Source organism: Ectopseudomonas oleovorans, from assembly GCF_003052605.1.
GTDB classification, from domain to species: domain Bacteria; phylum Pseudomonadota; class Gammaproteobacteria; order Pseudomonadales; family Pseudomonadaceae; genus Aquipseudomonas; species Aquipseudomonas oleovorans_A.
Genome location: NZ_QASO01000062.1, coordinates 37896 through 64114 on the forward strand (window position 1 = coordinate 37896; position 26219 = coordinate 64114).

The following is a 26219-nucleotide window of genomic DNA, read 5'->3' on the forward strand; positions in this document are numbered from 1 at the left end:
CTGAGCTGGCGCCTGGGCAAGCAGCAGGTGATCTGGGGCCGCACCGACCTGTTCCGCGTGCTCGACGTGATCAACCCGATCGACTTCTCGCGCAACAACATCTACGACGAACTGGAGGACATCCGCATCCCGATGTGGATCGCCAAGGCCGACTGGCGCATGGGCGCCAACGAGGTGTTCGACGACCTCAACCTGTCGTTCGTGTGGAACTTCGACAAGTTCCGCCCGCACAACCTCGGCCAGTGCGGCACGCCGAACTCGGCCCTGGATGCCGGCTGTTTCTTCCGCGGCATGAACAACCTGTGGGAAAACGGCAGCACCGTGGCCAACTTCGCCGGCGGCAACATCGCCACCGACTTCGGCCCCGGCCAGATCGGTATCCGCAAGGCGCACATGCCGTCCTGGAGCCTGTCCAACAGCCAGTTCGGCATCAAGCTGGAAGGCGTCTATGGCGATTTCGGCTTCTCGCTGAACGCCCTGACCTACCGCTCGCAACTGCCCTCGCTGCGTGGCGGCATCCCGGCGCAGAACCCCTTCACCGGTGAAACCGCGGTATGGCCGGCCCTGATCGCCTTCGATATCCATTTCCCGCGGGTCAACCTGATCGGCGGTTCGATGGACTACTACTCGCAAGCGATCGACACGGTGTTCCGCGTCGAAGTCGCGCACACCGAGGGCGAGGAGTTTGCCAACACCCTGCAATCACGGCTGTTCTCCGAGTCCGACGTCACCCGTTACGTGATCGGTGCGGACAAGAACATCTTCATCCCCTTCCTCAACCCCGGCCGCGCCTTCCTCTTCTCCGGCCAGTTGTTCGGCCAGCACATCCGCGAGCACCAGCTTGAGGATCGCCCACTGGGCAAGGCCGGCATGCCGGACTGGGAGCAGAACTGGATCGGCACCCTGCTGGTCAAGGGCTGGTGGATGAACGACCGGCTGAGCCCGCAGGTGCTAGTGGCCCACGACCTCAAGGCCCATGCCACGGCCATCGCGCCGAGCGTGCAGTACCTGTTCAGCGACAACCTGAAGATCATCGCCGGCGCCAACTTCAAGGTCGGCCGTGGTGCTCGCGAGTTCGACGACTGCCGTAGCTGCAACCCCTGGGACCCCTTCACCAGCTTTGGCCTGCCGGAGGGCGTAACCGCCGGTCTGAGCGGCTACGAGCCGCTGGGCCGCTTCCGCGCCGGCCCCATCGGCATGGCGCAGAAGGAAGACGAACTGCAACTGACCCTGCGTTACAGCTTCTGATCAATCACGAGGAATAGCCATGAACAACAAGAAATCCCGGCAGAGCCGCGCCCTGGCGCTGGCCCTGTTGACGCTGGGCGCGACCAGCGGCGTGCACGCCGCCGACGAGGCGGTGATCCAGCAGTCCTTCTACCCCTACCAGAACGACAAGCCGAGCTTCGCCGGTCTGAGCGCCGGCATGACCATCAACAAGGGCAACGTCGCCCAGTTCAAGGAGATTCTCGACCCGGCCTTCTACGGCTTTATCGAGAAAGGTTGGGTGGAGCTGAAGGTCGGCGACACCACCTCCTTCGACCTGCACCCCAACTATGTCGAGGCTACCCGCCAGCACATGGACACGGTCAAACTCGGCGCGAAGCCCGGCGAGATCAGTGGCGCCGTGGCCGGCCGGCCGTTCCCCCAGGAGCCGGACGCGAACGACCCGCGCGCCGGCGAGAAGCTCGCCTGGAACTACAAGTACGGCTACAACTGGGGCGACAGCGCCGCCATCTCGCCGTTCTACTGGAAGTTCCGCGACATGAACACGGGCAAGCTGGAACGCACCATCAAGTTCGACTTCCACTTCCTCAACTTCACCCGCCGGGTCAACCAAGAGCCCACGCCGGCGATCACCCCCAACCCGTCGCAGCTGTTCCGCGGCATCTACGTCAAGGCGCAGGAGCCCTATGACGTGCGCAACACCCAGCTGCTGATCCATCGCGCCGAGGACGACCTCAAGCGCGACAACTCCTGGTTGTACCTGGGCTTCCAGCGCCGCGTGCGGCGCCTGGCCACCGGCCAGGTGACCGATGCCTTCCTCGGCTCCGACTTGATGATCGAGGACTTCGAGGGCTACAACGGGCGTATTTCCGACATGCAGTGGAGCTACAAGGGCACCCGCTTCATGCTGATGCCGTTCTACAACCACAACGACCTGACGCTGGACAGCGAAACGCACAAGGACAGCGACGGTTACCAGGTGGTGGCGTTCGGCGGTCAGGGCGGCTGTTTCCCCAACATCACCTGGCAGCTGCGCAAGGTCTACGAGGTGGAATCGGTGCCGGTGGACGGCAGCCACCCACTGTCCAAGCGCGTGCACTACATGGATGCGCAGACCTTCACCGTGCCGCGCACCGTGTCGTATGACCGCAAGGGCAGCATGTGGAAGACCTTCACCATCGGCCAGGCCCACCCGGACCACCACCTGCCGAAGAACAAGGGCTCCGGCGTGTCGATCGACGACAGCTTCACGATGATCGACATCCAGGCCATGCACTGCACCACGGGTCAGTTCAAGGGCCAGGTCGATCCGGAGATGAGCAAGCCGGAGATGTTCAGCGTTCAGCACATGCGCGCTACCGGTAACTGATCAATCAAGCCCGGTCCGCTAAATGCGGCCGGGCATTTCGACCAACGCAGCAAGCAAACAATCACCTCTCACACGGACAACTATATAAAAAGCCACGCCCTCAAAGCAGGGGCTGTCTGGCTTGATCCCATCTGCAAACGGATCATGAAACTCGACCGTTTACGACTGCGTGGCCTCATGGGTGCAACTGACGAATTCACCTTGGCCGCGACAGTGCAAAACCTACGCCGCATGGCCAAGCTTTTGCCTCAAGGGCCACCACTCACGGGATAGGTACTCCCGCTGGGGTTCTACCCCGATAACGCGGACACTTTCGAGTAAGCTCATATCGAGCCGAAGGAGTGTTCATGAAGCGCAAGAGATACAGTCCCGAATTCAAGCGGGAAGCCATCGAGCTGGTTCGTCGTTCCGGGACGAGCTGCCGGCAGGTGGCCCTTGAAATTGGCGTTGCGCCAAACCTGCTTACCCGCTGGGTTCGAGAGTCGCAGCCAGGTTTGGAAAATGCTTTTCCTGGCACGGGGAGTCCGCGAGATGAGGAGCTTGCCCGTCTCAAGCGTGAATTGGCCCGGGTGACCAAGGAGCGTGATTTTTTAAGAGACGCGGCAGCGTACTTTGCCAAGGAATCATCGAGCGGTACGCGGTGATCCGGCGCTGCCGCAACGAGTACACAGTTCGCTTGATGTGTCGCTGCCTGAATGTGTCCGCCAGCGGTTACTACGCCTGGCAGGATCGCGAGCCAAGCTCACGCGCTCAAGAGAACGCGCGCTTGGTTCGGCGCATTCGCGAAATTCATGAAGACAGTCGTGGCATGATCGGGGCACTCGTCGTACAAGCAGACCGGACGTCGGTGGCCCAGGATCTGGGCGGAGATCCGGCGCGCGCCATGGCCGCGCCCAAGCACGCACTGCAAAGCAAGCTGCTGGATGGGTTGCGCTACCTGCTCAAGGAATAGAGCAAAAGACAATACCTAGATCTCTGGATGCCTTGGCTCAGCTGCCACTTTCAGTCCTGATCGACCAGAAAAATGGTCGCCCTTGGCCTTGGCTATTTGCCGACGGGCAAACATTCACGCCCAGGCAGCCAGCTCTTATCTGTGATGATCCTGACACGGAATTGGAAGCCACCCTGGCAGGCATGTGCTTTGGCCAAATTCCTGCCTATCTGGCTGAGCCCCATCTGCGGTCAGGCAAGCTGGTTTCTGTTTTGGCTCATCTCGCTCCGGCGCCATGGGATCTGTTCATATACCGCCCGCAGCAGGGCCCTGTATCGAAGCGGGTGCGATTGGTGTACGACCATCTTAAGCAGGCTTTCTCAAACCCCGAGCTATTTCCCCAGGGCCTGGGGACATAGCTTGAATACCTGCCAGCAATCGTCCGCTTTTGGCCGGTTGTTGCCTACCACGACCGATAGCCGTGGTTCGACTTCAGTCTGTCGCGACCGGCAGCAGCTGACTTAATGGTAGTGGGTCTTTCACACCCTCCTTTATCTTTGGAACGCCTGGTAGGTCGCTGTCAGCAACGGCGGCTCCCTCACCTGTTCATGATCTAACGTACCCTTGGCAGCTCGTCCCAGCGGCAGGTGTACCCCGGAGAACGCAGCTCCTGCTTCATCGACCAGCCGCCCAGGGCCGGCACGCGCGCCAGGCGCACGGTGCCGCGGCCCATGTTGGTGTTGATCCTGTCCACGGTTGCCATCAGCGCCGCGCTGCGCGGCCGCGGCGCCGGGGCGAACAGGTCGGCCTGTACCTGCCCGGGGCTGGCCAGGTTCATCAGTATCACCCCGGCTTTCTGGTACCGGTAGCCGGGCCGGTAGATACCCTCCAGCCCGGCCAGCGCCGCCTGCACCAGGTCGCGCGAGTCGTTGCTCGGCGTGTGCAGTGGCACGCTGGCGGTGCGCGCGTAGCGCGGCTCGTCCGGGTTGAACACCCCGGTGCGGATATACACCTGCAGCAGCTGGCACACATCGCCTTGCGCGCGCAGCTTCTCCGCTGCGCGGCAGGCGTAGCTGGCCACCGCCTCGCGCAGCGGCGCCAGCTCCGTCACCCGGCGCGAGAAGCTGCGGCTGCAGGTGATCATCTGCTTCGGCTCCGGCCCCTCGTCCAGGGCGAAGCACGGCTCGCCACGCAGCTCACGAATGGTCTTCTCCAGCACCACCGAGAACTGCTTTCGCATCGTCCAGGCGTCCTGCTGCGCCAGATCCCAGGCGGTTTTAACACCCAGCGCGCCCAGGTGCGCCTGCAGCTTGCGCCCCACGCCCCACACCTCGCCCAGCGGCGCGTCCTTGAGCAACGCCGCCTGCTGCTCGGGCCGGGTGGCCACCACCACCCCGCTCCGGCTACGCCGCTTGGCGGCCCAGTTGGCCAACTTGGCCAAGGTCTTCGTGGTGCTGATGCCCACCCCCACCGGCATGCCCGTCAGCCGTTGCACCTCCGCGCGAATGTGCCGGCCGTAACCGGCCAGCGGCCGGCCGAGGCCCGCCAGGTCGAGAAAGCTCTCGTCGATCGAATAAACCTCCAGACGCGGTGCCAGCCCGCGCAGCACCCGTACCACCCGTGCGGAAACGTCGCCGTACAGCGCATAGTTGCTGCTGAACGCCAGCACGCCATGCGCCTGCACCAGGTCGCGGATCTTGAAGAAAGGCTCGCCCATACCAATGCCCAGCGCCTTGGCCTCGTTGCTGCGGCTCACCACACAGCCGTCGTTGTTGCTCAGCACCACCATCGGCACCGCGCGCAGATCGGGGCGGAACAGCCGCTCGCAACTCACGTAGAAGTTGTTGCAGTCCACCAGGGCATAGGTCGGCATCAGAACCCCGGCAGCTTGTGAATGCAGCGCGTCACCACGCCGAACACCTCCAGATCCTCGCCGTCGCGCAGGCGAATGTCCGGGTAGGCCTTGTTCGCCGCACGCAGCACCGGCGTGCCGTGCTCATAGGCCAGCTGCTTGCAGGTGAACTCCCCGTTCACCACCGCTACCACCACCATGCCCGCGCGCGGCGTGATCGAGCGATCCACCACCAGGATGTCGCCGTCGAAAATCCCCAGGCCGGTCATACTGTCCCCCACCACCCGAAGAAAGAAGGTGGCCGCCGGATGCACCACGCACAGCTCGTCCAGCGAGAGGCTGGCCTCGATATGGTCTTCAGCGGGGGAAGGAAAGCCGGCGGCAACGCGGCTCAGGAACAACGGCAGCCGCAGACCTGGCCGCAACGGGCGGCCGATCACTGTCAGGGCCATGGGTAACCTCGCGATATGCTGTATATTAATACAGTATTATCAAGCCCCAGCCTTGGCAACGACAACAGACGGGAGGCACCCATGTGCGGCGGCGTCGAAGTGACCGGGCGCTACACCCAAACCGGCCAGCAACTGCGGATCTACTTCCCCAACCCACGCGCCGCCCTGCCCGTGCGTCAGGCTGACGGCGCCGTGGCCTGGGTCCCCTGGGGCCGGCGTAAAGAGCAACCCGGCCACCTACCCGCCACCGGCTGGGCAAGAACCGACTCCATCACCGCCGGCAAATGGGCGCGCTACCACCCGCAACCGGTGCAGGTGCTGGCCGAACGCTTTATGGAGAAGGACGCATCAGGCGCCTCGCACTGGTTCGACCTGGAGCCAGGCCAAACCGTTGAGGCGCTGCTCATTGAGCACGGGGAAGAACGGCGGGTCTACGTGGTCACCACCACACCGCCGCAGGGTGGGCCAACGGTGCACGACCGCTGGCCGAGCCTGGTAACGGCCTAGAGCGGGTCACCCTCCAGCATCGCAGCGCTGACCTCGAACTCGCAGTCATCGCCCTGCGGCACCAGCTCCAGCGAGGCGGAGCCGGCCGGCAGCGCCACCACCAGGCTGCGTGTCACGCACTCGGCCTCGGGCATGGTCGCCGTGGCGTGCAGCATCTGCTCCGACCACTCCACCACTTCATAGTCGAACACCTGGGCTTCCAGGTCTTCGCCCTCGTCGTGATGGTGGATCGAGGCAAAAGCCTCCTGGCAGGTGCCGCGGCCGCGGTTGCAGCGAATCTCCACTGCATTCACCCCGGGCGGCTCGTAACCGGCCACCGTATTCCAGCCACCCCACAACAACAGATCGTCCCCCTGCTGCTGAATGATCAGCGGCGGGCGAACAACCGCATGGGGCTGTTCCAGGGGCGCGGGGTTGGCCAACCACAGGGCCGTATAAGCGGCCACCAGGGCGGAAACAAGGGAGACGGAAAGGTAGCGGAGGATCGTAGGCATGGTCGAATTCCTTTCGAGGGGGGCTGCTGTCCTAGCCGGTTATCTATCTTGAAAAACGCCGATGATTTCACGCAGGTAATTAATATCGTGATCATGGCCGTCAGGGCCCGCCACAGAACGGGCCGCAGGAACCGGCCAAAAGCAGTCCTTGAGAGCGATCGACCCGAAGCAGATTGTGTCCACCCGTGTAGCTGGACGGGCTGACCTATGCAGTTCGCTTGCAGCGCTGGCTGTATGCAACATACCGTTTAGCGGGGCGGGGATTGGAAGCCTCGTCTCGGCACATGATTTGCTGCCCCTCAATGTCCGCTGGCTTCTTGACGACTCGTACCCCTGAGACTTCCTAGTCACTAGTGACGGTTTTGGTTGATAACGTGAAACCGCCACTCGGTTAGATTCGCATGGTGCAAAACTATCGCTACGCGGATACCTACGCCTGTGGCGGGGCGTCCAGATCTTCCGTGGCTCATATTGTCATTCGATGCTGGAGCGCGGTTGCGATGCTCAATGAAATGCTGCGACGTGATCGTGAATCATCAGCCATGGCACCGTGGTGGGTTCTCCTTAAAGCGAAGAAGTTTCAAATGCGCCAGCTTCTAGTGTGCGGCTTGCTAAGTTGCCTGGCTTTCGCTGCGCCAGCAGAGGTTATGTCACCGGCGCAATTGCACTTTCTGGAAGTAAACGCTGCTGAACCCGAGGCTACCCAGGCCTGGAGGCGGGGCGTGTACATTTGGGATAGCCGTGCGTTGCTCAATCCTGCTACTCGAACCGACGAGCTGTCTCGCCTGGACCGCACGGGCATCCAACGTCTATATATCGGGCTGAGCGCCGAGCAATTAGCGCAACCGGAAGTTGTGCGGACGCTCGATGCGGTTGCCATAACGCTCAGAAAACGTGGCTTCGAGCCTGTGCTGCTTTTGGGTGATCCAGACTGGATGGCGCCTGAGCACCGCGCTTCGCTGATCGCCATCATTTCGAAATTGAAGTCTGTGTCGTTCTCAGCACTTCATCTGGATCTGGAAGTTGAGCAGCGTGGCTGGCCGGTTCCGGCGAAACATGTGCGTGAATGGCTGGACACGCTAAAGCATGTGGCAGCCGCTAGTCCTTGGCCTGTCGAAATATCGAGCCATTACCGCTGGTTTACTGAGGAGATGGGTGGCTTTCCTTGCGCTCCGTGTGAGCTACCTTCCATCGGTGTTAGTAAGGTGAGTTTGATGATCTACACCCGCAGTGCTGAACGCAGCGCCCAGCTCACGGAGAAAATCGCTCAGCGCTGGCCGGCCGTGCGCTTTCGACTCGCGCAGAGCATAGAGCCTCAGCTTGCGCCTGAAGAAACCTGGGGCGGCGCAGCACAGGCTCTACTTCAAGAGCAGGACAGCTTTTGGCGGGCTAGGCTGCAGCCTCTGGCTGTAGGGGGTATCGACTGGCAAGAGTGGGAATATTATCCAACCGGCCAACAACTATGAAAATCTATTGCTAATAAACGAAACAGCTACGATCCGGAAGCAGCAGGAGCCGGTTGCCGCTCTAACGTTTCCTGCCTCGCATTGCTCCAAGATGCTAATTTTCTACTTGCACCGACGAGGTCTTCGTGCCGTTCGTAAACAAGCCTGCCATCTTGGCACGTGCCATTGCCATTATAGTTCTTGTCAGTTTGCTGATAGTTGCCGTTACCGCTTTTATCGAGCGAAACACATTTGATCGCTTAGATGATCTAAACGGGCCCACTGAAGTGAGCCATATCTCTGACCAGGGGCGTTCCGACTGGAATCGCTTCGCCAGCGGAGAGCCTTCTCGTCTTGCAATCTTGTTGACCGATAAGGATTCCGCTTGGCTCGGCCTGGCGCATGGCCTCAAAAGTATCGGCGTGCCGTTCACTATTACCGATGACGTCGCCGAGGCTACTCGTCATAACGTCGTCCTCGTGTATCCGTTGCTTTCGGGACGCACCCTTGACGATGCTGGGCGCACAGCGCTGCGCCGCCACGTGGAAGCAGGACGGACTCTAATAGCCACACAAGTGCTGGGTGGCGGACTACACGATCTGTTTGGCTTCGAAACGACTTTGGAATCGCGAGCTCACCACAGTATCACCTTCGAACAAGCGCCAGCCCTTGGCTGGATCAGCGATCCCCATGAAAAGACAGTACTGCTTGGCCAGCCTGATCTGCCGACAAGTTGGATCGGCACGCAAACGTATGTGAATGCGCAGCAGGTTTTGGCCAGGTTCGAAGACGGATCCGCCGCTTTGGTCAGAGGAGACAACAAGGCAGGCGGCAGCGCATATGCGTTGGGTTTTGACCTCGGCTTTTTCATCATGCGAGCGCACAACGATCGTAATGACCAAGGCTACCGGGCCTATGCCAATGGTTATGAGCCGTCCGTCGACGTATGGCTGCGCTGGCTCAGGGCTGTCTATCGCCAGCACGAACCGCAAGCCGTCACGATTGGCTCTGTGCCACAAGGCCAACGCCTGGCTGCGGTCGTGACGTTTGATGTGGATTACGTCAAGTCGATGGGCAATCTACTTGCCTATCGGGACTTGCTCGTGCGGGAAGGAATACCGGCAACCTTTTTCCTACAAACAAAATACTACCGCGACTTTCAGGACGAAGGTTTTTTCAACGACCGTACGCTTGCTGCGATGGATGCCTTGGTGGCGGCTGGTATGGAGATAGCCAGCCACTCTGTTAGCCATTCCGACATTTACGCCTCGCTTCCGCTTGGTGATGGGAGCGAGCAATATCCGACCTATCAGCCGAGGGTTAGGGCTCTTGGCGATACGCAAGGTGCGACGGTGATGGGCGAGCTTAGGGTGAGCCGCTTTTTGTTGGAGCAACTGACCGGTCGCTCGGTGGTCTCGTTCCGTCCCGGCTATCTAGCAACACCGCCTCGCCTCCCTGAGGCTCTGGCCGCATCGGGCTATCGCTTTTCGAGTTCAGCAACTGCAGGGAACCTCACCACACACTTACCGTTTCGCACAAACACGCAACGGATGTATAGCGATGAAACGACAGTGTTTGAGTTTCCAATTGCGATTGAAGATGAGATACCGCCGATTATGGATCAGCGAGTCGAGGAGGCGGTTGAGCTGGCCGAGAAGCTTGCCCGATATGGCGCAAGTTACGTGATGCTGCTTCACCCGAATGAAGTTGACCATAAGTACCGCTTCTTGGAGCAGATCCTTCCTCGACTCAAACCATTCGCCTGGTTTGGAACCATGAGCCAGTACGGCAGCTGGTGGGCTGCACGCGATAAAGTCGAGGTCGATGTGCTGGCGCAACGCGGTCAAATTGTGCTCAACGTCCAAGCGCAAGAGCCTATTAAAGATCTGGTATTTGAGTTGCCAACTGGCTTGCGGCCGGTCTCTGGCAGCGCCATGCAAAAGCTATCCGATGGGCGATGGCTGTTCCGCGATATTCCCGCCGGCACGATTATGATTGACTTACATCACTAAAGAAGCAGGAAATCCAGGTTCGACTGCGACTGTCACCACGGGCAGGTTTTGGCCGGTTAGCGACCACCGTTCAGGCTAGCCATTCTTGTCCTCCCACACGTGGAGGACTTGCTATGAACATCATCGCTACCTGCAGCCGCCAGCCCTGGAACAAAGGAAAACTGGTCGGACAGAAAACCCCACTCCGACTGAGAGATATCTGGGCCATCCGAGTAAGGCTTCAAATTGCAGAAAGAACTCGGGATCTGGCTCTCTTCGACCTGGCCATCGACAGCAAGCTTCGAGCCTGCGACTTAACCAAGCTCCGTGTGCGGGACGTTGCCCATGGTGAGCAGGTGTCATCACGAGCAATAGTGATGCAGCAGAAAACACAGCGGCCAGTGCAGTTCGAGATCACTGAGCAAACTCGGGCGGCGCTCGCGGCTTGGATACATCAAGTACAGCTCCGCGGCGAGGACTACCTGTTCCCGAGTCGACTGCATAACTCAGACCATCTATCCACTCGTCAGTACGCCCGTATCGTCAAAGGCTGGGTGAAAGCCATTGGCCTTGACCCAGCCATGTATGGCACTCACACAATGAGACGCACAAAGGCATCACTGATCTATCGCAGGACGAAGAACCTGCGGGCCGTTCAACTGCTGCTCGGCCATACGAAGCTGGAGAGCACCGTTCGATATCTGGGAATTGAGGTCGATGACGCCTTGGAAATGGCGGAACAGACCGAAGTGTGACCATGTGTAGCGACGGCCAAAGTCAGGCCGTCGCTAACCGGCCAATAAGTGCCGCACAAATCCCGGCGGGTGCAGATTTCCGGGCGGTTTGCGCCAGATCAGTTGGAGACGCTTTTCAAGCCCCGGGATGGGAAGAGCTACCAGCGCGCCACTGCGAACTTCGTCTTGTACTGCGGAAGCCATCACCAACGACACGCCGAGTCCCGCCCTGACTGCTTGTTTGACTGCCTCGGTGCTGCCTAGCTGCATACCGCTGCGAGGCACGCCCAGCTCGCCAAAGTATTCGGTCAGAAGCCGTCCGGTACCGCTACCCGGTTCACCTCCCAGCATCGGCAGGTCCACCAGACGATCGCGTTCTATGCACCCTGCTTCAGCCAGCGGATGGTCGGGGCTGACGATAAGTACCAGCGGCTCGACCCGCCAGAGGCGGTGTTCGAAGTCGGGGTGAGGTAGCCACCATTCCATGATCGCGGCGTCGAGCTGGCCCGCCAGTAGCTGGTCGGCCACATCCGGGTTGGCGGCGATGCGCAGATCCACCTCGCCCCTCTCATTTGCGGTCGTCAGATAGTTGCGCACGAATGGCTGGAGAAGGTAGGTGCCGATGTTGGAGCTGGCCCCGACGCGCTCACGATTGCCATGCAGGGCTTCTAGCGCCCGGGCGTGCATGTCGAGCAAGGCGGTCGCATGCGGCATGAAGGCCAGCGCCCGTGTGGTAGGCTGGCAGCCGCTACGACTGCGCTGCACCAGCGTTACGCCGACCTGCTCTTCAAGCTTCTGCAAGTGCTGCGACACCGTCGGCTGGGCCAGCCCCAACGCCCTCGCCGCGCTCTGAAAACTGCCTGTTTGAACGATCGCTACCAGGCTCTTCAGCCAGACCGGATTCAACATGCGGCAGGCTCGGCCTTGGGCAGACGGTTCGCAGCGTTGATTGGGCGCGCACCTGCCAATACCTGGATGATGTTCTGCGCTGCACAACGTTCAATCTCCAGGCGCACCGCGCGCACTGCCGACCCTATGTGCGGAGTGAACAGCGTATTCGGATGCGCGAGCAGCGCAGGATCGATCAGCCGCGGCCGGTCCGCGCGAGCCCAGTCTTCCATTTCGAATACATCCGCCGCATACCCGCCGAGCTGGCCTCGCTCAAGCGCCGCGAGCACGGCGGCTTCATCCACTACCGAACCACGACAGGGGTTTACAAGCAGAGCGCCCGGCCGTACGAGGGCAAGCAGCTCGGCGTTGACCAGATGCTCAGTATCGGCATTCAAGGGAAGCGCCAGCAGGATGAAGTCCGAGCTGGCGAAGAGTTCGCTGCACGCCACCTGGCGCAGGCCGAGCCGTTGCTCGGTTTGTGTATCCAGAGCCTTCGCCTCGTGGTACTGCAGGGTCGCGCCCCATCCCTGCAAGCGCTCAGCCATGGCCTGTCCGATGGCGCCCATGCCAAGGATGCCGACCGTCGCGTTATCCAGCCCCGTGCCGTAGAACTGTGGTTGCCAGCCCTGGAACTCGCCAGAGCGGACGAACGCATCTGCTGCGCGCAGATGCCGCCCCAGCCCCACCGCCAGTCCGATCGCCAGCTCGGCAGTCGGGACCGTCAACAGATCAGGCACGAAGGTCAACCAGACCCCGCGGGCAGTACAGGCGTCCACATCGAAATTGTCGAAGCCCTTGAGCGCGCAGCCGACCACACGCAGCTCGGGGCAGGCTTGGAGAAATTCTGCATCGACCCGATCGGGCATGAACGCCATCATCGCCTGAGCATCGCGGCAGCGGCGCAGAATTTCCTCGCGCGTCAGCGTGCTGTCGCTCTGGTTGGTCATCAGCTCGCAATGTGGCGCCAGCAGTTGCAGGATCTCATCGTGTACTCGGTGAGTTATAACGAGTTTCGGCAGCATGGTTTGTCCTATTTGAAACGTTTGCGCAGCACGCCACTGAAGGCGTCTACTAGCGTGACCATGGCCAGGATGACCAGCAGGATTGCTGCAACCTCCTGGTACTGCATGATGCGCAGCGAGCCCATGAGTTCGAAGCCGATACCGCCGGCGCCAACCATGCCCATCACGGTGGAGGCGCGAAAGTTGTATTCCCAGCGGTAGATCGCCACGTCGGCGAACTGCGGAGTCACCTGTGGCAAAACCGCGTGCAGCAGCACTTGCATCGGCGTAGCCCCCGCCGCCCGAGCGGCTTCCACCGGCGCTTCGTCGACGTGCTCGATGGCCTCGGCGAAGAACTTGCCGACCATGCCGATCGAATGCAGACCCAGGGCAAGCACGCCCGGCAAGGCGCCGAACCCTACGGCTGCAACGAAGATGATGCCCATGATCAGCTCCGGCACCGACCGCAGGGCATTGAGCAGCACCCGGGCAACACCGAACACAAGGGGGTGCGGCGCCGTATTGCGCGCTGCAACGAAGGCCACCACCAGCGAGAACACCACTGCGATGGCCGTGCCGGCGATGCTCATCGCCAGCGTGTCGATCAACGGGCGAATCCAGCTTCGATAGCCCGAAAAGTCTGGCGGCATGGCCTCGCCTGCCAGGGTCGCGATGGAGGGCAGCCCGTTCAGCAGCGTGGTGGCATCGAGCAGCCCCACGTACCAGCAGGCCAACAGCACCACTCCGAGTACAATTGCCACCTGCCCCAGCTGGCGCCACCAACCGAGGCCGAAGCCTCGAAGGATGTGCTCGCGTTGCTCTGCAGGCAGCGCCTGCACGTCATGATGAGTAGACATATCGGTGCTCACATCGTGGCGAAGTCGAGGCCGAGCAGCGATCCCATGTTGCGAATCACATCGTAGTCGGCGTCGGTGATTGGCGCGAAGGCCTCGGCTTTGAAGTTGCGCAGCACTTCGGGATCGTCGATACCGACGAATACATCCCGCACCTTGGTTTTCAGCTCGGGGCTCAGGTTCGAGCGCATCGCCCAGGGGTATTGGGGATATTCGCCGCTGTAACCAAGTACTTTCACCTTGCTCGGATCGATTAGGCCACGTTCGGCTACTTGATTGAAAATTACCTCCGACAGCCCACCCGCATCGGCGTTTCCGTTCGCCACGTTGACGGCAACGGCGTCATGCGTGCCCACAAAATGTTGTTCGTAGTCCTGCCCACCCGTCAGCTCGGCCGTCTCAAGAAGCACGGTTTTGGGAATCAGATGGCTGGACGTCGATGCCCGGTCACCATAGGCCATCTTCTTGCCCTTAAGGTCGGCATACTCATTCACGCCTGACGCCACATTGGCGATAATCACTGAGCGATAGGTCGGCTTGCCGTCGATGACCATGGCAGCGAAGGGCTCGATGTCGCTTTTGCTTTTGGCCATGACGTAGGACAGCGGACCGAAATACGCCAGGTCGATACGGCCAAAGCGCATCGCCTCAATCATCGAGGAATAGTCGGTGGTTACGATCAGCTGCACCTTCTTGTCCAGATGCTCTTCCAGATAATCCTTCAGCGGCTGGTTTCGCTTGATCAACTCCGAGGCGTTTTCGTCCGGCAGCAGCGCAACCTTTAGCACATCCGGATCGGCATCGGCCGCTACGGCGGACAGACTTGAAACAGCGGACAGCAAACAGGTCAATAAGAGAGCGGATAAGCGTTTCATCGGGACATCTCCAGTGAAGGTGCGAGCATGACAGGGGTTTCAGCCGGAGCAGTTGCTGGCTGAGTCGTAGAGCGGCCTGCATAGATGCGCTCAAGCTGCGCATCGGTGAGTTCCGAGGGCGCGGCATCGAAAACGATCTGAGAATCGGCCAGCCCGACGACGCGATCGGCGAAGCGGCGGGCATATTCGAGTTGATGCAGCGAAACGATGGCGGTGATGCCGTCTTCCTTGCAGATGTCGCGCAGCAGTCCGAGAACACGGACCGAAGTGGCCGGGTCGAGACTGGCTACCGGCTCATCGGCAAGAATGATCGCGGGCTGTTGCGCTAGCGCACGCGCGATGCCTACCCGCTGCTGCTGGCCACCGGACAGTTTGTCCACCCGGCTTAGCGCCTTGTCTGCCAGACCGACCCGAGCGAGGCAACTGAGCGCAATCTCCTGATCGGCACGCGGCAGAGGAAACAGCGAGCGGAGCGTGTTGTGAAAGGCCAGCCGACCGGTAAGCACATTAGCCAGTGCGCTTTGACGTTCGATTAGCTGGTGGTGCTGAAAGATCATGGCGGTACGCCGACGATGCTGACGCAAGGCCGAGCCGCTGCCGAGCTCACCGAGCTCGCTGGTGACACTGCCGCGAGTGGGCGTGACGAGTCGATTGAGGCTACGGAGCAAGGTCGACTTGCCTGCGCCCGAGAGACCAAGCAGCACGGTGAACTCACCACGCCGAAATGCAATCGAGGTATCGCGTAGGGCTGTCACGCCGCCTGGGTAGACGACGCTCAACCGGTCGACCCGCAGCACGGCGTCCTGTATCGGATGGGGCGTCATTTGATCACCTTTCGCAATATTGCTGGCCGCACAATTGCGGTTCGCGATGCAAAGGGTAGAAATTCCTTGTTAACGCACTGCTTCTAAATGATGACATTTCGATGAATGCTTCGAATCTGCCGTAGCGGGGCGGCAAGCGAAGCCGTGGAAGAACGGGCGCAACGTAGCGTCTTTCTTCACGCGGGATACAGGAAGCTTTGATTGATACTGCTGCGGATTCGCTACAGTAACGTTGGGCCAGAACGTAATGCCATCCAAGCAAGAGGGCGCACACTAGCGGCCAGAAGCGGACGCCGGTTCGATGAGGTGCTTATCAAGGCCGAGAGCCGCTTTTCACAAACAGAACTGGATTACCCCTGATCAGCGCAACTCTGATGACGTGTTCACTCTCTGGTTTGCCGAAGAATGTGGCGTCCTCTCCCAATAGATTCGACCCGTATTTGAATGTCCGGGTGATACGGTAAATCACCTGCTGTTCAAAGCTTACTCGGTGCTCTCTGATCCAAGCCCGTGCGTTTTGACATTCCGCCGACTCCGCACCATCTGATTGACTAACGCGGCGTGGTGCAAACGTCTTGTATGACGATAAAGCGAACCGCATAGGAATAACACAAAGCTTGCGGCCATATTGCTTAACCGTAATTATGAGATTTGCGTCTTTTGGCAGGCCATCTAGGTAGTCTTTTCTTGAATCAACTTCGACTCGCCAAGTTGGACGCTCGGCAATAATTTTTTCTCTGAAATCGATACCTCGACCAACCATGGATATACGGGTTTGGGCTACACGTGCCCATCCGACTTCACCAGCATCTGTGATGCACAAATACCTAGACAGTCTTTCCAAGGCTACCGAACGTCCAGCGACCGTCCAAGTAATTAGATCTCGGCTTGAACTGAAAAGTGATGTTTGTCCAGCCTCACGAAAATGTACGATTCCAAGATCCCATTCCTCTGAAATCGGAGCCGCCTCAAGCGCACGCATTATTTCGGACTTCAACTCCGCTTGAGTACGCTCTACCTTTTCCAGCTCTGCGCGCCTTAGACCGCTGGCGGCTGACCTGCTAATCTTCTTCTGCGCAACTACGCAAGCAACGTGGAAGGCGTCGTAGACTTCCATCAAAGGAGGAAGAAGCACCTCCATTTCCTTGATCATCTGCAACGTGATCGGCACAGCTTTTCCTAGCCATGGTTCTATTAAGCTGTGCACTCGGGCTACTGACTCGGCGTCCGAGAAGTAGCCGCTTAGTTCCAAATTCTTTTGACCGTTCGATGTTACATTCTGACTCCCGACAGTAGCGAATTCCTTTGGTGCAATCACAACCTTGGCGTGCAACGCATCAAGGTGAAAGAGCTGGTGTCCGGCTTCTATCAGCTGCTGGAGAACAGCTAGGCTCGAAGCTCTGGAGGCAAATAGTTCAGCGTCAAACCGGGTATAAACCCTGCTCCGTTCAGAGGTACTGAGGATTTCCTCAGCAAGCGGCCCAGTTAGATAGGGCGATAGCATCAGGATTGTTGACCTGGCACCGCTTGCCAAGTCCAGCCAAAACACATGAGCTTTGGTATCTAGGATCATTTCCTTTCCACGCGCGATCTTGCGTCGGGTAACACATAGCCCAGTGATCCTGAAAGACGCGGGTAACTGAGCGGTGCACGACGCATCCTTCTAGATGGTACTTATCCGGATTCGTGGACGGTAGTATGACTCATGCATTGCGCTACACGTTATAGCGGCTCAACTCCGAGTGCAAAGGCTCAGCTCGACAATTCACTGCATAATAGCGGCTGCCGTCATCGCGTCTGCGTTCAATGTTAAGAGACGGGCAGCTTTTGGCCGGTTAGCGTCCCTTGCCCGAGCTAACCATCCTTGTCCTCCCGTATGCGGAGGACACTTCCATGAACATCATTGCTACGTACAGCCATCAGCCCTGGAACAAAGGAAAATTAGTCGGACAGAAGGCACCGCTGCCTGAGAGATATCTGGGCGATCCGAGTGAGACTGTAAATCGCCGAGAGAACCCGAGATCTGGCACTCTTCGATTTAGCCATCGACAGCAAACTGCGAGCCTGCGATTTAACCAAGCTCCGTGTGCGCGACGTTGCTCATGGCGAGCACTTGTCATCGCGAGCCATCGTAATGCAGCAGAAAACTCATCGCCCAGTTCAGTTGCCGAAAGCGCGGTAACCAAAGCGCAGCTTGCAAATGCAGCCAAACAGGTCGATGCCAATAGAAAGCTCGAACTGCTCGATGCCTCTCATTTCATATTGCTCTGCAGACTTTCCGACATGAGTGACTCGCACCTCCAGGCTTTACTGGCGCAGGAGGCTGCGGAGGGGCGCTTTTCAGACGACAGCGCTCAGATCGCTCAGCATCACGCCCGTGCACGTCGAATCAACCTGCACCGTTATGAGCGCAAGGATCTGGCTCATTGGATGGAGAAGCACGTCTATCTCGCTCTTGGCTCTCTGATCTCCCGCGCGGCGGCGCTGGGCATTGACGCCGTACCCATGGAGCATTTCGATCAGGCCTCGGTCGATGCAGCCTTTCAATTGCCACAACATGGGCTGACCGGCGTGCTCTTGGTCGCGTTGGGCTATCGCAGTCGTGACAACGGAGACGGTCCTGGAAAGTCGCGCTTGCCGGCTGAGCGAATATTCATGTTTCGCTGATGGCAGGAGGGTATGTCTGGCAGATGGGCGTGCATCGCTGATATCGACGAAGTTGTTTTGGCCCGTAGGATGCAAACGACAGCAAGTCCGGGCCTTATTCCGCCGGGGGCTCTCAACAGCGCTGTTGATTGCGGTCACGTAGTAGACCCGTCCGGGCGCACATGCTTTTCCGTAGCGGGGCGGCTACTCGCTTGGCAACTTGAGGCGAAGCGGCCTGATCCTATCCGCTTCTCAACGATCAGTTTGCAAGCCCCCTAGATTCGCACGCATGGATGGCCCCAAAAGGCGTGGGGCTGGAAGTGTCCGGTCGCGCTGGGTACGCATCTCGATAAACTCGGCCTCTGAAATGCCACTTCGCGCATGAATATTTGTCGAGCGCTGTTCAGCAACGGTGCACTCGACAATGGGCGCGCGGTCGCGAGGCGGGTAGTCGTGGCACATCATCATCTGAACATGCGCGGGCAAACTCAGCAGACGCTGGATGGAGCGATACAGTGTCTTGGCACTGCCCCCTGGGAAGTCGCAACGCGCTGTGCCGACGTCCGGTGGAAAAAGCGTGTCGCCAACGAACACGACCTCATTATTCACCAGGTAGGCGATATCGGCGGGCGTGTGCCCCGGCACGGCAAGCGCCTGCGTCCGCAGCGGACCGATGTAAAACATTTCGTCCGTGGCAAACAAGTGGTCGTATGGCCTCTGCTGGAACGGGCCGTACCGATCGACGAGCGTGCAGCGTACCTCCATGACCCGGCCGCTGATGCCGATACGCCCGCCAAGTTCGGCGCGCAGGTAGCTGGCGGCCGACAGGTGATCGGCATGGACATGGGTCTCCAGTAACCACTGGAGCTGCAGCCCCCTGGCCTGAATATAGGCTTTCACCTCATCAGCCATGTGCGTATCGGTCAGGCGGGTGACCGGGTCATAACCCAGCACTGCATCGACTACGGCGCATTGCGCCTGGCCTGGCGCATGAACTACATGGGTGAAGGTCGAGGTGACCGGATCGAAGAACGAGCGGATATCCAGAGTCATTAGGATTCTCAAGCAAGCAGGTGGGTAAGGCTGCGCGCGCCCAGCGCCAGGGCTACGCCAGCGGCAAGCGCGGCGAAACCGAGCTGAAGGGTGCGCGCCCTGAACTGCGCCGCCATCAGCCGCCCGGCTGCCATGCCGAGCGCGCACGCGCCGATGAACAGCCAACCTGCCGGGGGCACGACGATCCCGGCATGCAACGCCTGTCCGACACTGAACAGCGAAACCAGCGCGATGACCGCAAGCGAGGTGGCCACCACCCCTTGCATGCCGAGCTCGCAGTAGCGGCGCATGAACGGAACGATGACGAATCCACCGCCCACCCCGAGCAGCCCGGTGAGCAATCCGGCCGAGGCGCCAATCGCGCCAAAATGCATGAAGCAACGGGGCGTCCAGCAGAAGCGCCAGTTGTCCGGGGCCAGCCGGCACGGCTTGAACAGGGCAGCGTCAGCGATGTCGGATGCGATCGGCGTCATGCCCTGCGACCACTGCCGCACGGCGATGACGATCAGTACGAGGCAGAACAGCAGCATCACCGCGTCGGTCGGCAGCCTATGGGCGAGGCGGGTACCGAGCGATGCGGTGAGCACACCGATCGCCGCCATGAACAGCGCGGCCCGGTAGCGCACCAAACCGTGGCGCAAGCCATCGAGACTGCCCAGCAGTGCGGCGCTACCGATCGCCAGCAGGCCAAGCGGTACGGCCTGGTGCAAGTCCAGTCCCAGCACCATCGTCAGTGCCGGAACCGCCAGTACACCGCCGCCCGCCCCGGTCAGCCCCATGCTCAGGCCAACCAGCACGCCGGCGACGCCGCCAAGCAACAGTGGATCCATACGGGTTCTCCGCTGGGCAAGGATGAACGTCGGTTCGTCGCCGCAGCCGATGGCCGCGGCGCGCTGAACCTGCATACAGAAGTTCGAGGGGTCGGAAGGCCGCGCGGTCAGTAGCTCTTGTAGGGCAAGAACTTGCCCGACAGCACCACGTTCACGCGATCGCCTTTCGGGTCCGGCTGGCGCTGGATATCCATGGAGAAATCGATGGCGCTCATGATGCCGTCGCCAAATTCCTCGTGGATCAGCTCCTTGATGGTGCCGCCATAGACATTGACGATCTCGTACCAGCGGTAGATCAGCGGGTCGGTCGGCACGGCGGTAGGCAGCGAGCCCTTGTACGGCACGATCTGCAGCCAGGCCACGGCCTCGTCGGTGAGGCCGAACAGCTTGCCAAGCGTTTCGGCCTGGGACTTGTCGAAGGCCATCTGCCCGAGCAGGCCGGCGGTTGTCCATTCCTTGCTCTTGCCAATGGCCTCGGCGGCCTGGCTCCATTTGATGCCCTTGGTGACCTTGGCGGAGATGATCATCTCGGTAACTTGTGCGCGGTCGGTAATCATCGATCGGTTCCTACAGTAGGTGGAGTCAAACAGCGTGGATGCGGCGCAGCGGTTGCTGCGTTCGCGGGTCTGGCGGTGGTGGGTCGGTATCATCGAGGCCCGGGCGGACGATCAGCGGCTGGTCGCCGAGCACGCCTTCGACACCTTGCTGGATGGTCTTGGAGCGACGCACCAGGAAGTCCACGAGGTGGTTGCGGATTCGGTAGAACTGCGGGTCGTGATGAATGGTCTCGCGGGTTCGCTCGCGCGGCAGCGTGTTGATGACGATCTCGGCGATCCGCGCGTTGGGCCCGTTGCTCATCAACATCACTTTGTCGGCAAGGAGGATGGCCTCGTCGACATCGTGGGTGATCATGAACACGGTCTGCCGGGTCGCCGCGCAGATCTTCACGAGTTCGTCCTGGATCACCCCGCGGGTCAGCGCATCGAGTGCGCCGAATGGCTCGTCCATCAGCAGCATCTTCGGCTCGACGGCAAAGGCCCGGGCGATGCCGACGCGTTGTTTCATGCCGCCGGACAGCTCCGCCGGTTTCTTTTGCGCAGCGCCGGTCAGGCCGACCATCTCGATAAAGCGTGCACCGTGCTCGGCAATCTGCTGGCGCGACCAGGACGGGTGTCGGGACTTCACGGCGAAGGCGATGTTCTGCTCGACCGTCAGCCAGGGCATCAGCGCATGCCCCTGGAACACCACACCACGGTCCAGACTCGGACCGGCGATTTCCTTGCCGGCCATGACGACGCCACCGCTGCTTGGCTCCTCCAGGCCGGCAAGCACATTGAGAATGGTGCTCTTGCCGCAACCGGAGTGGCCGATCACGCAGACGAACTCGCCTTGTTCCAGGCTGAAGTTGATGTTCTCGAATACGGGAGGCTGGCTTGGCTGATAACGCTTGCTCAGCCCTTCGACCTTGAGGAATGCTTTAGTCGACATAGGTCACCTTCTTTTGCAGTTGTGCGAAAAGGAGATCGAGCAGCATGCCGATGACACCGATCATCAGTACCGCGAAGATCACGTTGGCCAGCGAAAGGTTGTTCCACTCGTTCCAGACGAAGTAGCCGATACCGGTGCCGCCTATGAGCATCTCGGCCGCGACGATGACCAGCCAGGCGATACCCATGGAGATGCGCATGCCGGTGATGATGGTTGGAGCCGCGGCCGGCAGGATCACGCAGAAGGCCTTGCGCAGCGGCGATACCTCCAGCGTGCGTGCGACGTTCAGCCAGTCCTTGCGCACCCCGGCTACACCGAATGCGGTGTTGATCAGCATCGGCCAAATCGAGCAGATGAAGATCACGAACACTGCCGAGACCGATGAGTCGCGGATGGTGTAGAGCGCAATCGGCATCCAGGCCAGCGGCGAGATGGGCTTGAGCACCTGAATGAAGGGGTTAAGTGCCTGGTACAGGAGCGGCGACATGCCGATCACGAAGCCGAGTGGAATTGCTACGGCCAGTGCGATCAGATAGCCGAGCGCGACGCGCCCGAGCGAATGCGCAAGCTGGATACCGATGCCCTTGTCGTTCGGGCCGCGGTCGTAGAAGGGTTCGCTTAGCTGCTGGCCAGCCAGTTCGAAGAACTGCGCCGGCGTGGGGAAGCCGTCCTTCTTCGGCGCCTCGGCCGTTTGTCCCATGAGCGCGGCGTATTCGGCGTCTGCCGCGCTCACGTCGGTCTGCTGGGCGGGGGTATGGGTGGCGGTCTGCCAGACCAGCAACAGTGCGGCCAGTAACAATACCGAGACCAACGCCGCCTTCAGGCGAAGATGATTGTTCATGGTCGGGTCCTCATGCGTGGAATGTCGAAGCCGGCCAGGTAGTCGTCCGGGGCGGTCGGATCGTATGGCCTGCCCATCACCTCGAACGGCTTGTAGCCACTGGCCAGCTGAGCCTCGGCTTCGGCCATGCCCAGCGCAGCCATCTGCCGGCGTGCGTCGGTGAGCAAAAACACTTGCTCGGCCAGCGCGCTGTAATCAACATCCGTCTTCACGTAACCCCAGCGCTTCATCTGGGTCAGCATCCAGGTGGCCATGGAGTACCAGGGCATGGGGTCGAAGCCTGAGCGTTGCGGTTCGTTCTGTACCTGGCCCAGGCCATCGGCATAACGCCCGGAAAGCGCCTGGAGGATCACCGTCTCCGGCTGGTTGAGATAATTCGGCGTCGAGATCGCCTTGGCGATGGTCGGCAGCTGGGCCTTGTCCTGAGCCATGGCGGCGGCGTTGAGAATGGCGCGGTAGAGCGCGGCGAACGTATTGGGGTTTTCCGTGATGAAGGCTTCGGATACACCGAAGGAGCAGCAGGGATGGCCATCCCAAAGGTCCTTCGACAGCACATGGATGAAGCCGACCTGGTCATACACGGCGCGCTGGTTGAACGGCTCGGGGCCGAAGAAACCGTCGATGTTGCCGGCCCGCAGGTTGGCGATCATCTCGGCCGGCGGCGTTACCCGCAGCTGCACGTCGCGGTCCGGGTCCAGCCCGTGCTCGGCGAGGTAATAGCGCAGCAGGAAGTTGTGCATCGAATATTCGAAGGGAATGGCGAACTTGAAGCCTTTCCAGTTCTTCGGGTCGCGGTTTTCCTTGTGCTTGAGCGCCAGAACGATGGCCTGGCCGTTGATGTTCTGGATGGTGGCGACCCGCATCGGTTGCGGATTCGAGCCCAGGCCCATGCTGATCGCCAACGGCATGGGGGCGAGCATGTGTGATGCGTCCAGCTCGCCGTTGAGCATGTTGTCGCGCACCAGTGCCCAGCCGGCGGTCTTCTGCAGGCTTGCCGACAGGCCCTGCTCCTGATACAGCCCGAGCGGGTCAGCCATGATTAGCGGCGTGGCGCAGTTGATGGGGATGAAGCCGATCTTCAGATTGGTCTTTTCCAGCGGCCCGCGTTCATCGGCCATCGCCTGCAGTGACGTCAGCGGCAGCACGCTGGAGATGGCGGCCATTGCCGTGCCGACACCGACCGCCTGGAGAAAGCGCCGGCGCGTCACGTCGTTAGGGAAGAGCGCGCGCACCGCCGCGGCCTCGACGAAGTCCTGCGACAGCATTTCCCGGTCGCGCGAGCGTGCCAGTCGCGCCTGTTCCGCAGCGCGATCATGCGCTTCGGGGCTTTCGTGCTTTCCGCAGGCACAACCGGTCAGCGTGGCATGCTCCGAATAGGGGCGGAAGAAGTTATTGTCGCTCATGTCTGTACCCTCCAGTTTGGTCTGCAGTCACGCGGCGTCGGCGCGGCCAACCCGCAGCGTTGACGTAGTCGTGCCGTTGGTTCGTTGTTCCATGAGCAGAAAGCCATCGGTTTCCTGGACGACATGCCAATGCCCGTCTGCATGAGGCATGCCGTGCAGGGCGATCGGCAAGGAGGCGGTCTTCAGCCTGATGACGGGATCGCTGTGGCGATAGAGCGCGCCCGGCATGCCGGCGATATGGGCGGCGATGGCTCGCGCCTGACGGGCGATGGGTTCGATGAAGCGGCAGGGCATACCGCCAAGACTGATGCAATCGCCCAGGGCATAGATGTCCGGGTCGCTGGTCTGCAGCGTGGCGGGGTCGACGCTGATGCCGCGTGCGAAGTCCAGACCGGCCAGGCGCGCCAGGCGGGGTTCGGTGGCCAGGCCGGTAGCGGCGATCACCTGATCCACGTCACGGCGCTGGCCACAGCGAGTCAGCAGGCGCTTGCGGCCGTCGGCGAGCGAGGTCAGCGAGGCGATTTCGACGTCGCCGAGCAGCTCGATGCCCAACTGGCGTTGCGCGGCGTTCAGACGGCGGGCCGCCGGCTCGGGCAACAGGTTCGCCAGTGGTAAAGATTGACGATCCATCAGCGTGACCCGGTGACCCGCTCGCGCCAGGTCCTCGGCGATCTCACAGCCGATCATCCCGGCACCGATAACCGCCACGTCCTGGGGGCCGCGCTCGGCCAGCCGCGCCTGCAGGCCGGCCCAGCCGTGCAGGTGGTTGACGCGCCAGCAGAGCTCGGCCGGCAGCGCAACGGGCAGTGCGGGGCGGGCACCCTGAGCGAGAACCAGCCGGGTGTAGCTCAGGTTGCCGCGTGTGGTGCGCAGTTGACGGAGCCGTGGGGATAGGCCTACGGCGAAGGTTTCCGGCAAAAGGCGCACGCCAAGCCGAGCAGCGGCCTCGGCGGCGCGCTCGCGCACCAGCTTGTCGGCCGACTGACCGCGGCTGAGCGCAACGGACAGTTCGGGCTTGTGATAAAGGTCGCCCTTGCAACCGCTGACCAGCGTGATGGGGGTGCTCTGATCGATGGCGCGGATGGCTTCGATGACAGACCAGCCGGCCAGTCCGCCACCGACCACCACGATGCCTGTCTCGCGAGGCCCGACCGGCATCGCCACGGCAGCTGGCGCCTCGCGCATCACGTAGGGTTCGAAATCCAGCTTGGTCACGCCGCAAAGCGGGCATTCCCAGTCATCCGGAATGTCCTCGAAGCGGGTGCCGGGCGCCAGCCCGCTGTCCGGATCACCGAGCGCTTCGTCATAGATCAGGCCACAGGCGCGGCAAATGAACTGCCGCCAGGCTTGGGTGATTGCACTCATGCTGGCTGGGCCTCCTGCATCAGGCGGTTCATCTGGTAGCGCAGGTGCTTGATCGCCGGGGTAACGATCGCCACGAATTGCGCCTCGCGGATGCGTCGTTGTGGTCCGGCACTCATCAGGTAACCGCGCGCGCCTTGGTGAAGCAGGGCCGACTGGGTCGCACGCAGGGCCAGCTCGGCGCCTTGTACGCGCGCATCGAGCACGTCGAGCATGAAGTCCTTATCGGTTTCGTAAGGGGTGCGCACCAGCGCGGCGACCCGTGAATTGAGCTCGGCAAATTCGGCTTGGAGCACGTCGGGACGGTCATGAAGGAACTGGTTGACGTGCCCCAGTACCGGCTCGACCTCGTTCATCGCGTCCAGGCTGGCCTGCACCAGGCCGGTCGCCATTCCGACCTGCAGGAGGATGAAGGCGGCGCGGACGCGGTTGACGAAAGGGCCGGCGGGGTCGGCGATGAGCTGGTCTTCGCCGATGAAGTGATCAGTCAGGCGGATGCCCCAGGTGCTGGTGCCTTCCATGCCGGAAAATGCGGGGCAATGCCTGAGGTCGACCCGCTCGTCGAGATCGAGCAGAAACATGATCTCGTGGGAACGAGTACCGTCGGCGCGATCGACACCCGCGATCGCACCGCAGTATTGCCCGGGGGCGATGTGGCTGACCCAGGGCAGTGAACCGCTCACCCGATAGCCGCCTGGCACCCGCTGTGCGCGCAGCAGCATCGGCTCGATGCCGGCCATGGCCTTCATCGGGTTGGACAGTGCGGTACCGCCGAAGCTACGACCTTCGACGTGGTCGTTCAAGCGCGCCAGCAGAGCCGGGTTCGCCGATTGCTCCATGTACAGGCCGCAGACGTTATGGCACCAGGCGAGAAAGCCGGTGGACCCACAACTGCGGGCGATCTCGCTGTTAGCTGCTAGCGCTAGCCCAAAGTCGGCCCCGCGCCGGTCCAGATGCGCGCCGAACGCGCCCACCTCGGCGAGGCGCGCCATGATGTCCAACGGGTAGTAACCCTCCCGGTCGATACGGTTGGCGGCCTCGGCGAGAGGCCCGCTGGCTATCTCGGATACCCGCTGGAGCATGGTTTTGTCGTTTACGCTGGGTGTCAGCTCAGCAACGGGCGCGGCGACACTGTTCATGGCGACCTCC

At 61.1% G+C, this 26219-nt stretch carries 25 protein-coding genes and 3 pseudogenes; 11 read left to right on the forward strand and 17 right to left on the reverse strand.

The genetic code is table 11. The features are described from left to right. From DBO86_RS10555 to DBO86_RS10575, 5 genes and pseudogenes are all read left to right on the forward strand, one after another. The coding region (locus tag DBO86_RS10555; protein ID WP_108233631.1) for a DUF1302 family protein at positions 1-1248 on the forward strand (1248 nt) is incomplete at its 5' end. 19 nt (positions 1249-1267) lie between these two features. Continuing rightward, positions 1268-2596, forward strand: a complete 1329-nt coding sequence (locus tag DBO86_RS10560) for a DUF1329 domain-containing protein (RefSeq protein ID WP_108233632.1) — start codon at positions 1268-1270, stop codon at positions 2594-2596. A 347-nt stretch (positions 2597-2943) separates the two neighbouring features. Further along, positions 2944-3416, forward strand: a pseudogene (locus DBO86_RS26610) (transposase); the annotation flags it as partial. Further along, a pseudogene (locus tag DBO86_RS10570) lies at positions 3402-3545 on the forward strand (TraI domain-containing protein); the annotation flags it as partial. The pseudogenes DBO86_RS26610 and DBO86_RS10570, both read left to right, overlap by 15 nt. Before the next feature lie 35 nt (positions 3546-3580). Continuing rightward, positions 3581-3946: a LysR substrate-binding domain-containing protein gene (locus DBO86_RS10575; protein WP_244185533.1), complete on the forward strand. Its 366-nt coding sequence runs from the start codon at positions 3581-3583 to the stop codon at positions 3944-3946. A gap of 194 nt (positions 3947-4140) precedes the next feature. On the opposite strand, the gene umuC is transcribed toward DBO86_RS10575, so the two are convergent. Further along, positions 4141-5400: a translesion error-prone DNA polymerase V subunit UmuC gene (gene umuC / locus DBO86_RS10580; RefSeq protein ID WP_108233634.1), complete on the reverse strand. Its 1260-nt coding sequence runs from the start codon at positions 5398-5400 to the stop codon at positions 4141-4143. After that, the gene (locus DBO86_RS10585) at positions 5400-5831 is read right to left on the reverse strand and encodes a LexA family protein (protein WP_108233635.1); all 432 of its coding nucleotides are present in this window, start codon (positions 5829-5831) and stop codon (positions 5400-5402) included. Before DBO86_RS10585 ends, umuC begins: the two co-directional genes overlap by 1 nt. Positions 5832-5912: 81 nt before the next feature. Between DBO86_RS10585 and DBO86_RS10590 the strand changes: the two genes are divergently transcribed. After that, the gene (locus tag DBO86_RS10590; RefSeq protein WP_108233636.1) at positions 5913-6338 is read left to right on the forward strand and encodes a hypothetical protein; all 426 of its coding nucleotides are present in this window, start codon (positions 5913-5915) and stop codon (positions 6336-6338) included. Here the strand turns inward: DBO86_RS10590 and DBO86_RS10595 are convergent. Continuing rightward, on the reverse strand, positions 6335-6832 hold the full coding sequence (locus DBO86_RS10595; RefSeq protein WP_108233637.1) for a hypothetical protein: 498 nt from the start codon (positions 6830-6832) through the stop codon (positions 6335-6337). The genes DBO86_RS10590 and DBO86_RS10595 overlap by 4 nt on opposite strands. 500 nt (positions 6833-7332) lie before the next feature. Here DBO86_RS10595 and DBO86_RS10600 point away from each other — a divergent pair, with 500 nt between their 5' ends. From DBO86_RS10600 to DBO86_RS10610, 3 genes are all read left to right on the forward strand, one after another. Further along, entirely contained in the window at positions 7333-8298 is a 966-nt protein-coding gene (locus tag DBO86_RS10600) for a hypothetical protein (protein WP_167399114.1), read from the forward strand. Positions 8299-8423: 125 nt separating this feature from the next. Then, complete coding sequence (locus DBO86_RS10605; protein WP_043884803.1) at positions 8424-10289, forward strand: polysaccharide deacetylase family protein; 1866 nt, start codon at positions 8424-8426, stop codon at positions 10287-10289. A gap of 113 nt (positions 10290-10402) precedes the next feature. After that, the gene (locus tag DBO86_RS10610) at positions 10403-11023 is read left to right on the forward strand and encodes a tyrosine-type recombinase/integrase (RefSeq protein WP_003118388.1); all 621 of its coding nucleotides are present in this window, start codon (positions 10403-10405) and stop codon (positions 11021-11023) included. 33 nt (positions 11024-11056) lie between these two features. Here DBO86_RS10610 and DBO86_RS10615 read toward each other — a convergent pair whose 3' ends face one another. The 6 genes from DBO86_RS10615 to DBO86_RS10640 form a co-directional block, all read right to left on the reverse strand. Continuing rightward, on the reverse strand, positions 11057-11911 hold the full coding sequence (locus tag DBO86_RS10615) for a LysR family transcriptional regulator (RefSeq protein WP_108233638.1): 855 nt from the start codon (positions 11909-11911) through the stop codon (positions 11057-11059). After that, positions 11905-12915, reverse strand: coding sequence for a phosphonate dehydrogenase PtxD (gene ptxD, locus DBO86_RS10620; protein WP_108233639.1), 1011 nt, complete (start codon positions 12913-12915; stop codon positions 11905-11907). Before ptxD ends, DBO86_RS10615 begins: the two co-directional genes overlap by 7 nt. 8 nt (positions 12916-12923) lie before the next feature. Beyond that, positions 12924-13751: a phosphonate ABC transporter, permease protein PhnE gene (gene phnE / locus DBO86_RS10625; RefSeq protein WP_003298907.1), complete on the reverse strand. Its 828-nt coding sequence runs from the start codon at positions 13749-13751 to the stop codon at positions 12924-12926. An 8-nt stretch (positions 13752-13759) separates the two neighbouring features. Continuing rightward, a complete protein-coding gene (gene phnD / locus DBO86_RS10630) occupies positions 13760-14623 on the reverse strand; it encodes a phosphate/phosphite/phosphonate ABC transporter substrate-binding protein (RefSeq protein WP_003117866.1) in 864 nt (287 codons plus the stop codon). After that, positions 14620-15447, reverse strand: a complete 828-nt coding sequence (gene phnC / locus DBO86_RS10635) for a phosphonate ABC transporter ATP-binding protein (protein ID WP_003117867.1) — start codon at positions 15445-15447, stop codon at positions 14620-14622. Before phnC ends, phnD begins: the two co-directional genes overlap by 4 nt. Before the next feature lie 313 nt (positions 15448-15760). Further along, positions 15761-17020, reverse strand: a complete 1260-nt coding sequence (locus tag DBO86_RS10640) for a phospholipase D-like domain-containing protein (RefSeq protein ID WP_024014392.1) — start codon at positions 17018-17020, stop codon at positions 15761-15763. Between the two features lie 320 nt (positions 17021-17340). Between DBO86_RS10640 and DBO86_RS26615 the strand changes: the two are divergent. Both DBO86_RS26615 and DBO86_RS10645 read left to right on the forward strand, forming a co-directional pair. Further along, positions 17341-17611 (forward strand): annotated as a pseudogene (locus DBO86_RS26615) (site-specific integrase); the annotation flags it as partial. Beyond that, positions 17566-18114: a nitroreductase family protein gene (locus tag DBO86_RS10645; RefSeq protein WP_235569949.1), complete on the forward strand. Its 549-nt coding sequence runs from the start codon at positions 17566-17568 to the stop codon at positions 18112-18114. The pseudogene DBO86_RS26615 and the gene DBO86_RS10645, both read left to right, overlap by 46 nt. Before the next feature lie 231 nt (positions 18115-18345). On the opposite strand, the gene DBO86_RS10650 is transcribed toward DBO86_RS10645, so the two are convergent. The 8 genes from DBO86_RS10650 to DBO86_RS10685 all read right to left on the reverse strand — a co-directional run bounded on the left by DBO86_RS10650 (position 18346) and on the right by DBO86_RS10685 (position 26209). Then, positions 18346-19146: an MBL fold metallo-hydrolase gene (locus DBO86_RS10650; RefSeq protein WP_043884800.1), complete on the reverse strand. Its 801-nt coding sequence runs from the start codon at positions 19144-19146 to the stop codon at positions 18346-18348. Positions 19147-19154: 8 nt separating this feature from the next. Then, positions 19155-19976 (reverse strand): sulfite exporter TauE/SafE family protein, encoded by an 822-nt coding sequence (locus DBO86_RS10655; RefSeq protein WP_167399116.1) that lies wholly within the window; start codon positions 19974-19976, stop codon positions 19155-19157. Between the two features lie 107 nt (positions 19977-20083). Then, on the reverse strand, positions 20084-20533 hold the full coding sequence (gene cynS / locus DBO86_RS10660) for a cyanase (protein ID WP_004350204.1): 450 nt from the start codon (positions 20531-20533) through the stop codon (positions 20084-20086). Between the two features lie 25 nt (positions 20534-20558). Continuing rightward, on the reverse strand, positions 20559-21464 hold the full coding sequence (locus DBO86_RS10665) for an ABC transporter ATP-binding protein (protein WP_004350203.1): 906 nt from the start codon (positions 21462-21464) through the stop codon (positions 20559-20561). Further along, positions 21454-22305, reverse strand: coding sequence for a nitrate ABC transporter permease (gene ntrB, locus DBO86_RS10670; RefSeq protein ID WP_004350202.1), 852 nt, complete (start codon positions 22303-22305; stop codon positions 21454-21456). The genes DBO86_RS10665 and ntrB overlap by 11 nt, the downstream gene beginning before the upstream one ends. Further along, positions 22302-23708 carry an ABC transporter substrate-binding protein gene (locus tag DBO86_RS10675; RefSeq protein ID WP_004350201.1) on the reverse strand — a complete coding sequence of 469 codons (1407 nt, stop codon included), beginning with the start codon at positions 23706-23708 and terminating at the stop codon, positions 22302-22304. The genes ntrB and DBO86_RS10675 overlap by 4 nt, the downstream gene beginning before the upstream one ends. Positions 23709-23735: 27 nt before the next feature. Further along, the gene (locus DBO86_RS10680; RefSeq protein WP_004350200.1) at positions 23736-25073 is read right to left on the reverse strand and encodes an FAD-dependent oxidoreductase; all 1338 of its coding nucleotides are present in this window, start codon (positions 25071-25073) and stop codon (positions 23736-23738) included. Next, positions 25070-26209 carry an acyl-CoA dehydrogenase family protein gene (locus tag DBO86_RS10685; protein WP_023082836.1) on the reverse strand — a complete coding sequence of 380 codons (1140 nt, stop codon included), beginning with the start codon at positions 26207-26209 and terminating at the stop codon, positions 25070-25072. The genes DBO86_RS10680 and DBO86_RS10685 overlap by 4 nt, the downstream gene beginning before the upstream one ends. Between the last annotated feature and the right edge of the window lie 10 nt (positions 26210-26219).

What these genes read in the sequence shown, in the direction of transcription:
- cynS (WP_004350204.1), bottom strand. Translation starts at nt 20,533, where the DNA reads ATGATTACCGACCGCGCACAAGTTACCGAGATGATCATCTCCGCCAAG.
- ntrB (WP_004350202.1), bottom strand. Translation starts at nt 22,305, where the DNA reads ATGAACAATCATCTTCGCCTGAAGGCGGCGTTGGTCTCGGTATTGTTA.
- DBO86_RS10590 (WP_108233636.1), top strand. Translation starts at nt 5,913, where the DNA reads ATGTGCGGCGGCGTCGAAGTGACCGGGCGCTACACCCAAACCGGCCAG.
- DBO86_RS10680 (WP_004350200.1), bottom strand. Translation starts at nt 25,073, where the DNA reads ATGAGTGCAATCACCCAAGCCTGGCGGCAGTTCATTTGCCGCGCCTGT.
- DBO86_RS10560 (WP_108233632.1), top strand. Translation starts at nt 1,268, where the DNA reads ATGAACAACAAGAAATCCCGGCAGAGCCGCGCCCTGGCGCTGGCCCTG.
- ptxD (WP_108233639.1), bottom strand. Translation starts at nt 12,915, where the DNA reads ATGCTGCCGAAACTCGTTATAACTCACCGAGTACACGATGAGATCCTG.
- DBO86_RS10610 (WP_003118388.1), top strand. Translation starts at nt 10,403, where the DNA reads ATGAACATCATCGCTACCTGCAGCCGCCAGCCCTGGAACAAAGGAAAA.
- phnD (WP_003117866.1), bottom strand. Translation starts at nt 14,623, where the DNA reads ATGAAACGCTTATCCGCTCTCTTATTGACCTGTTTGCTGTCCGCTGTT.
- phnC (WP_003117867.1), bottom strand. Translation starts at nt 15,447, where the DNA reads ATGACGCCCCATCCGATACAGGACGCCGTGCTGCGGGTCGACCGGTTG.
- DBO86_RS10685 (WP_023082836.1), bottom strand. Translation starts at nt 26,209, where the DNA reads ATGAACAGTGTCGCCGCGCCCGTTGCTGAGCTGACACCCAGCGTAAAC.
- DBO86_RS10595 (WP_108233637.1), bottom strand. Translation starts at nt 6,832, where the DNA reads ATGCCTACGATCCTCCGCTACCTTTCCGTCTCCCTTGTTTCCGCCCTG.
- DBO86_RS10585 (WP_108233635.1), bottom strand. Translation starts at nt 5,831, where the DNA reads ATGGCCCTGACAGTGATCGGCCGCCCGTTGCGGCCAGGTCTGCGGCTG.
- phnE (WP_003298907.1), bottom strand. Translation starts at nt 13,751, where the DNA reads ATGTCTACTCATCATGACGTGCAGGCGCTGCCTGCAGAGCAACGCGAG.
- DBO86_RS10655 (WP_167399116.1), bottom strand. Translation starts at nt 19,976, where the DNA reads ATGGATCCACTGTTGCTTGGCGGCGTCGCCGGCGTGCTGGTTGGCCTG.
- umuC (WP_108233634.1), bottom strand. Translation starts at nt 5,400, where the DNA reads ATGCCGACCTATGCCCTGGTGGACTGCAACAACTTCTACGTGAGTTGC.
- DBO86_RS10640 (WP_024014392.1), bottom strand. Translation starts at nt 17,020, where the DNA reads ATGATCCTAGATACCAAAGCTCATGTGTTTTGGCTGGACTTGGCAAGC.
- DBO86_RS10665 (WP_004350203.1), bottom strand. Translation starts at nt 21,464, where the DNA reads ATGTCGACTAAAGCATTCCTCAAGGTCGAAGGGCTGAGCAAGCGTTAT.
- DBO86_RS10600 (WP_167399114.1), top strand. Translation starts at nt 7,333, where the DNA reads ATGCTCAATGAAATGCTGCGACGTGATCGTGAATCATCAGCCATGGCA.
- DBO86_RS10650 (WP_043884800.1), bottom strand. Translation starts at nt 19,146, where the DNA reads ATGACTCTGGATATCCGCTCGTTCTTCGATCCGGTCACCTCGACCTTC.
- DBO86_RS10615 (WP_108233638.1), bottom strand. Translation starts at nt 11,911, where the DNA reads ATGTTGAATCCGGTCTGGCTGAAGAGCCTGGTAGCGATCGTTCAAACA.
- DBO86_RS10675 (WP_004350201.1), bottom strand. Translation starts at nt 23,708, where the DNA reads ATGAGCGACAATAACTTCTTCCGCCCCTATTCGGAGCATGCCACGCTG.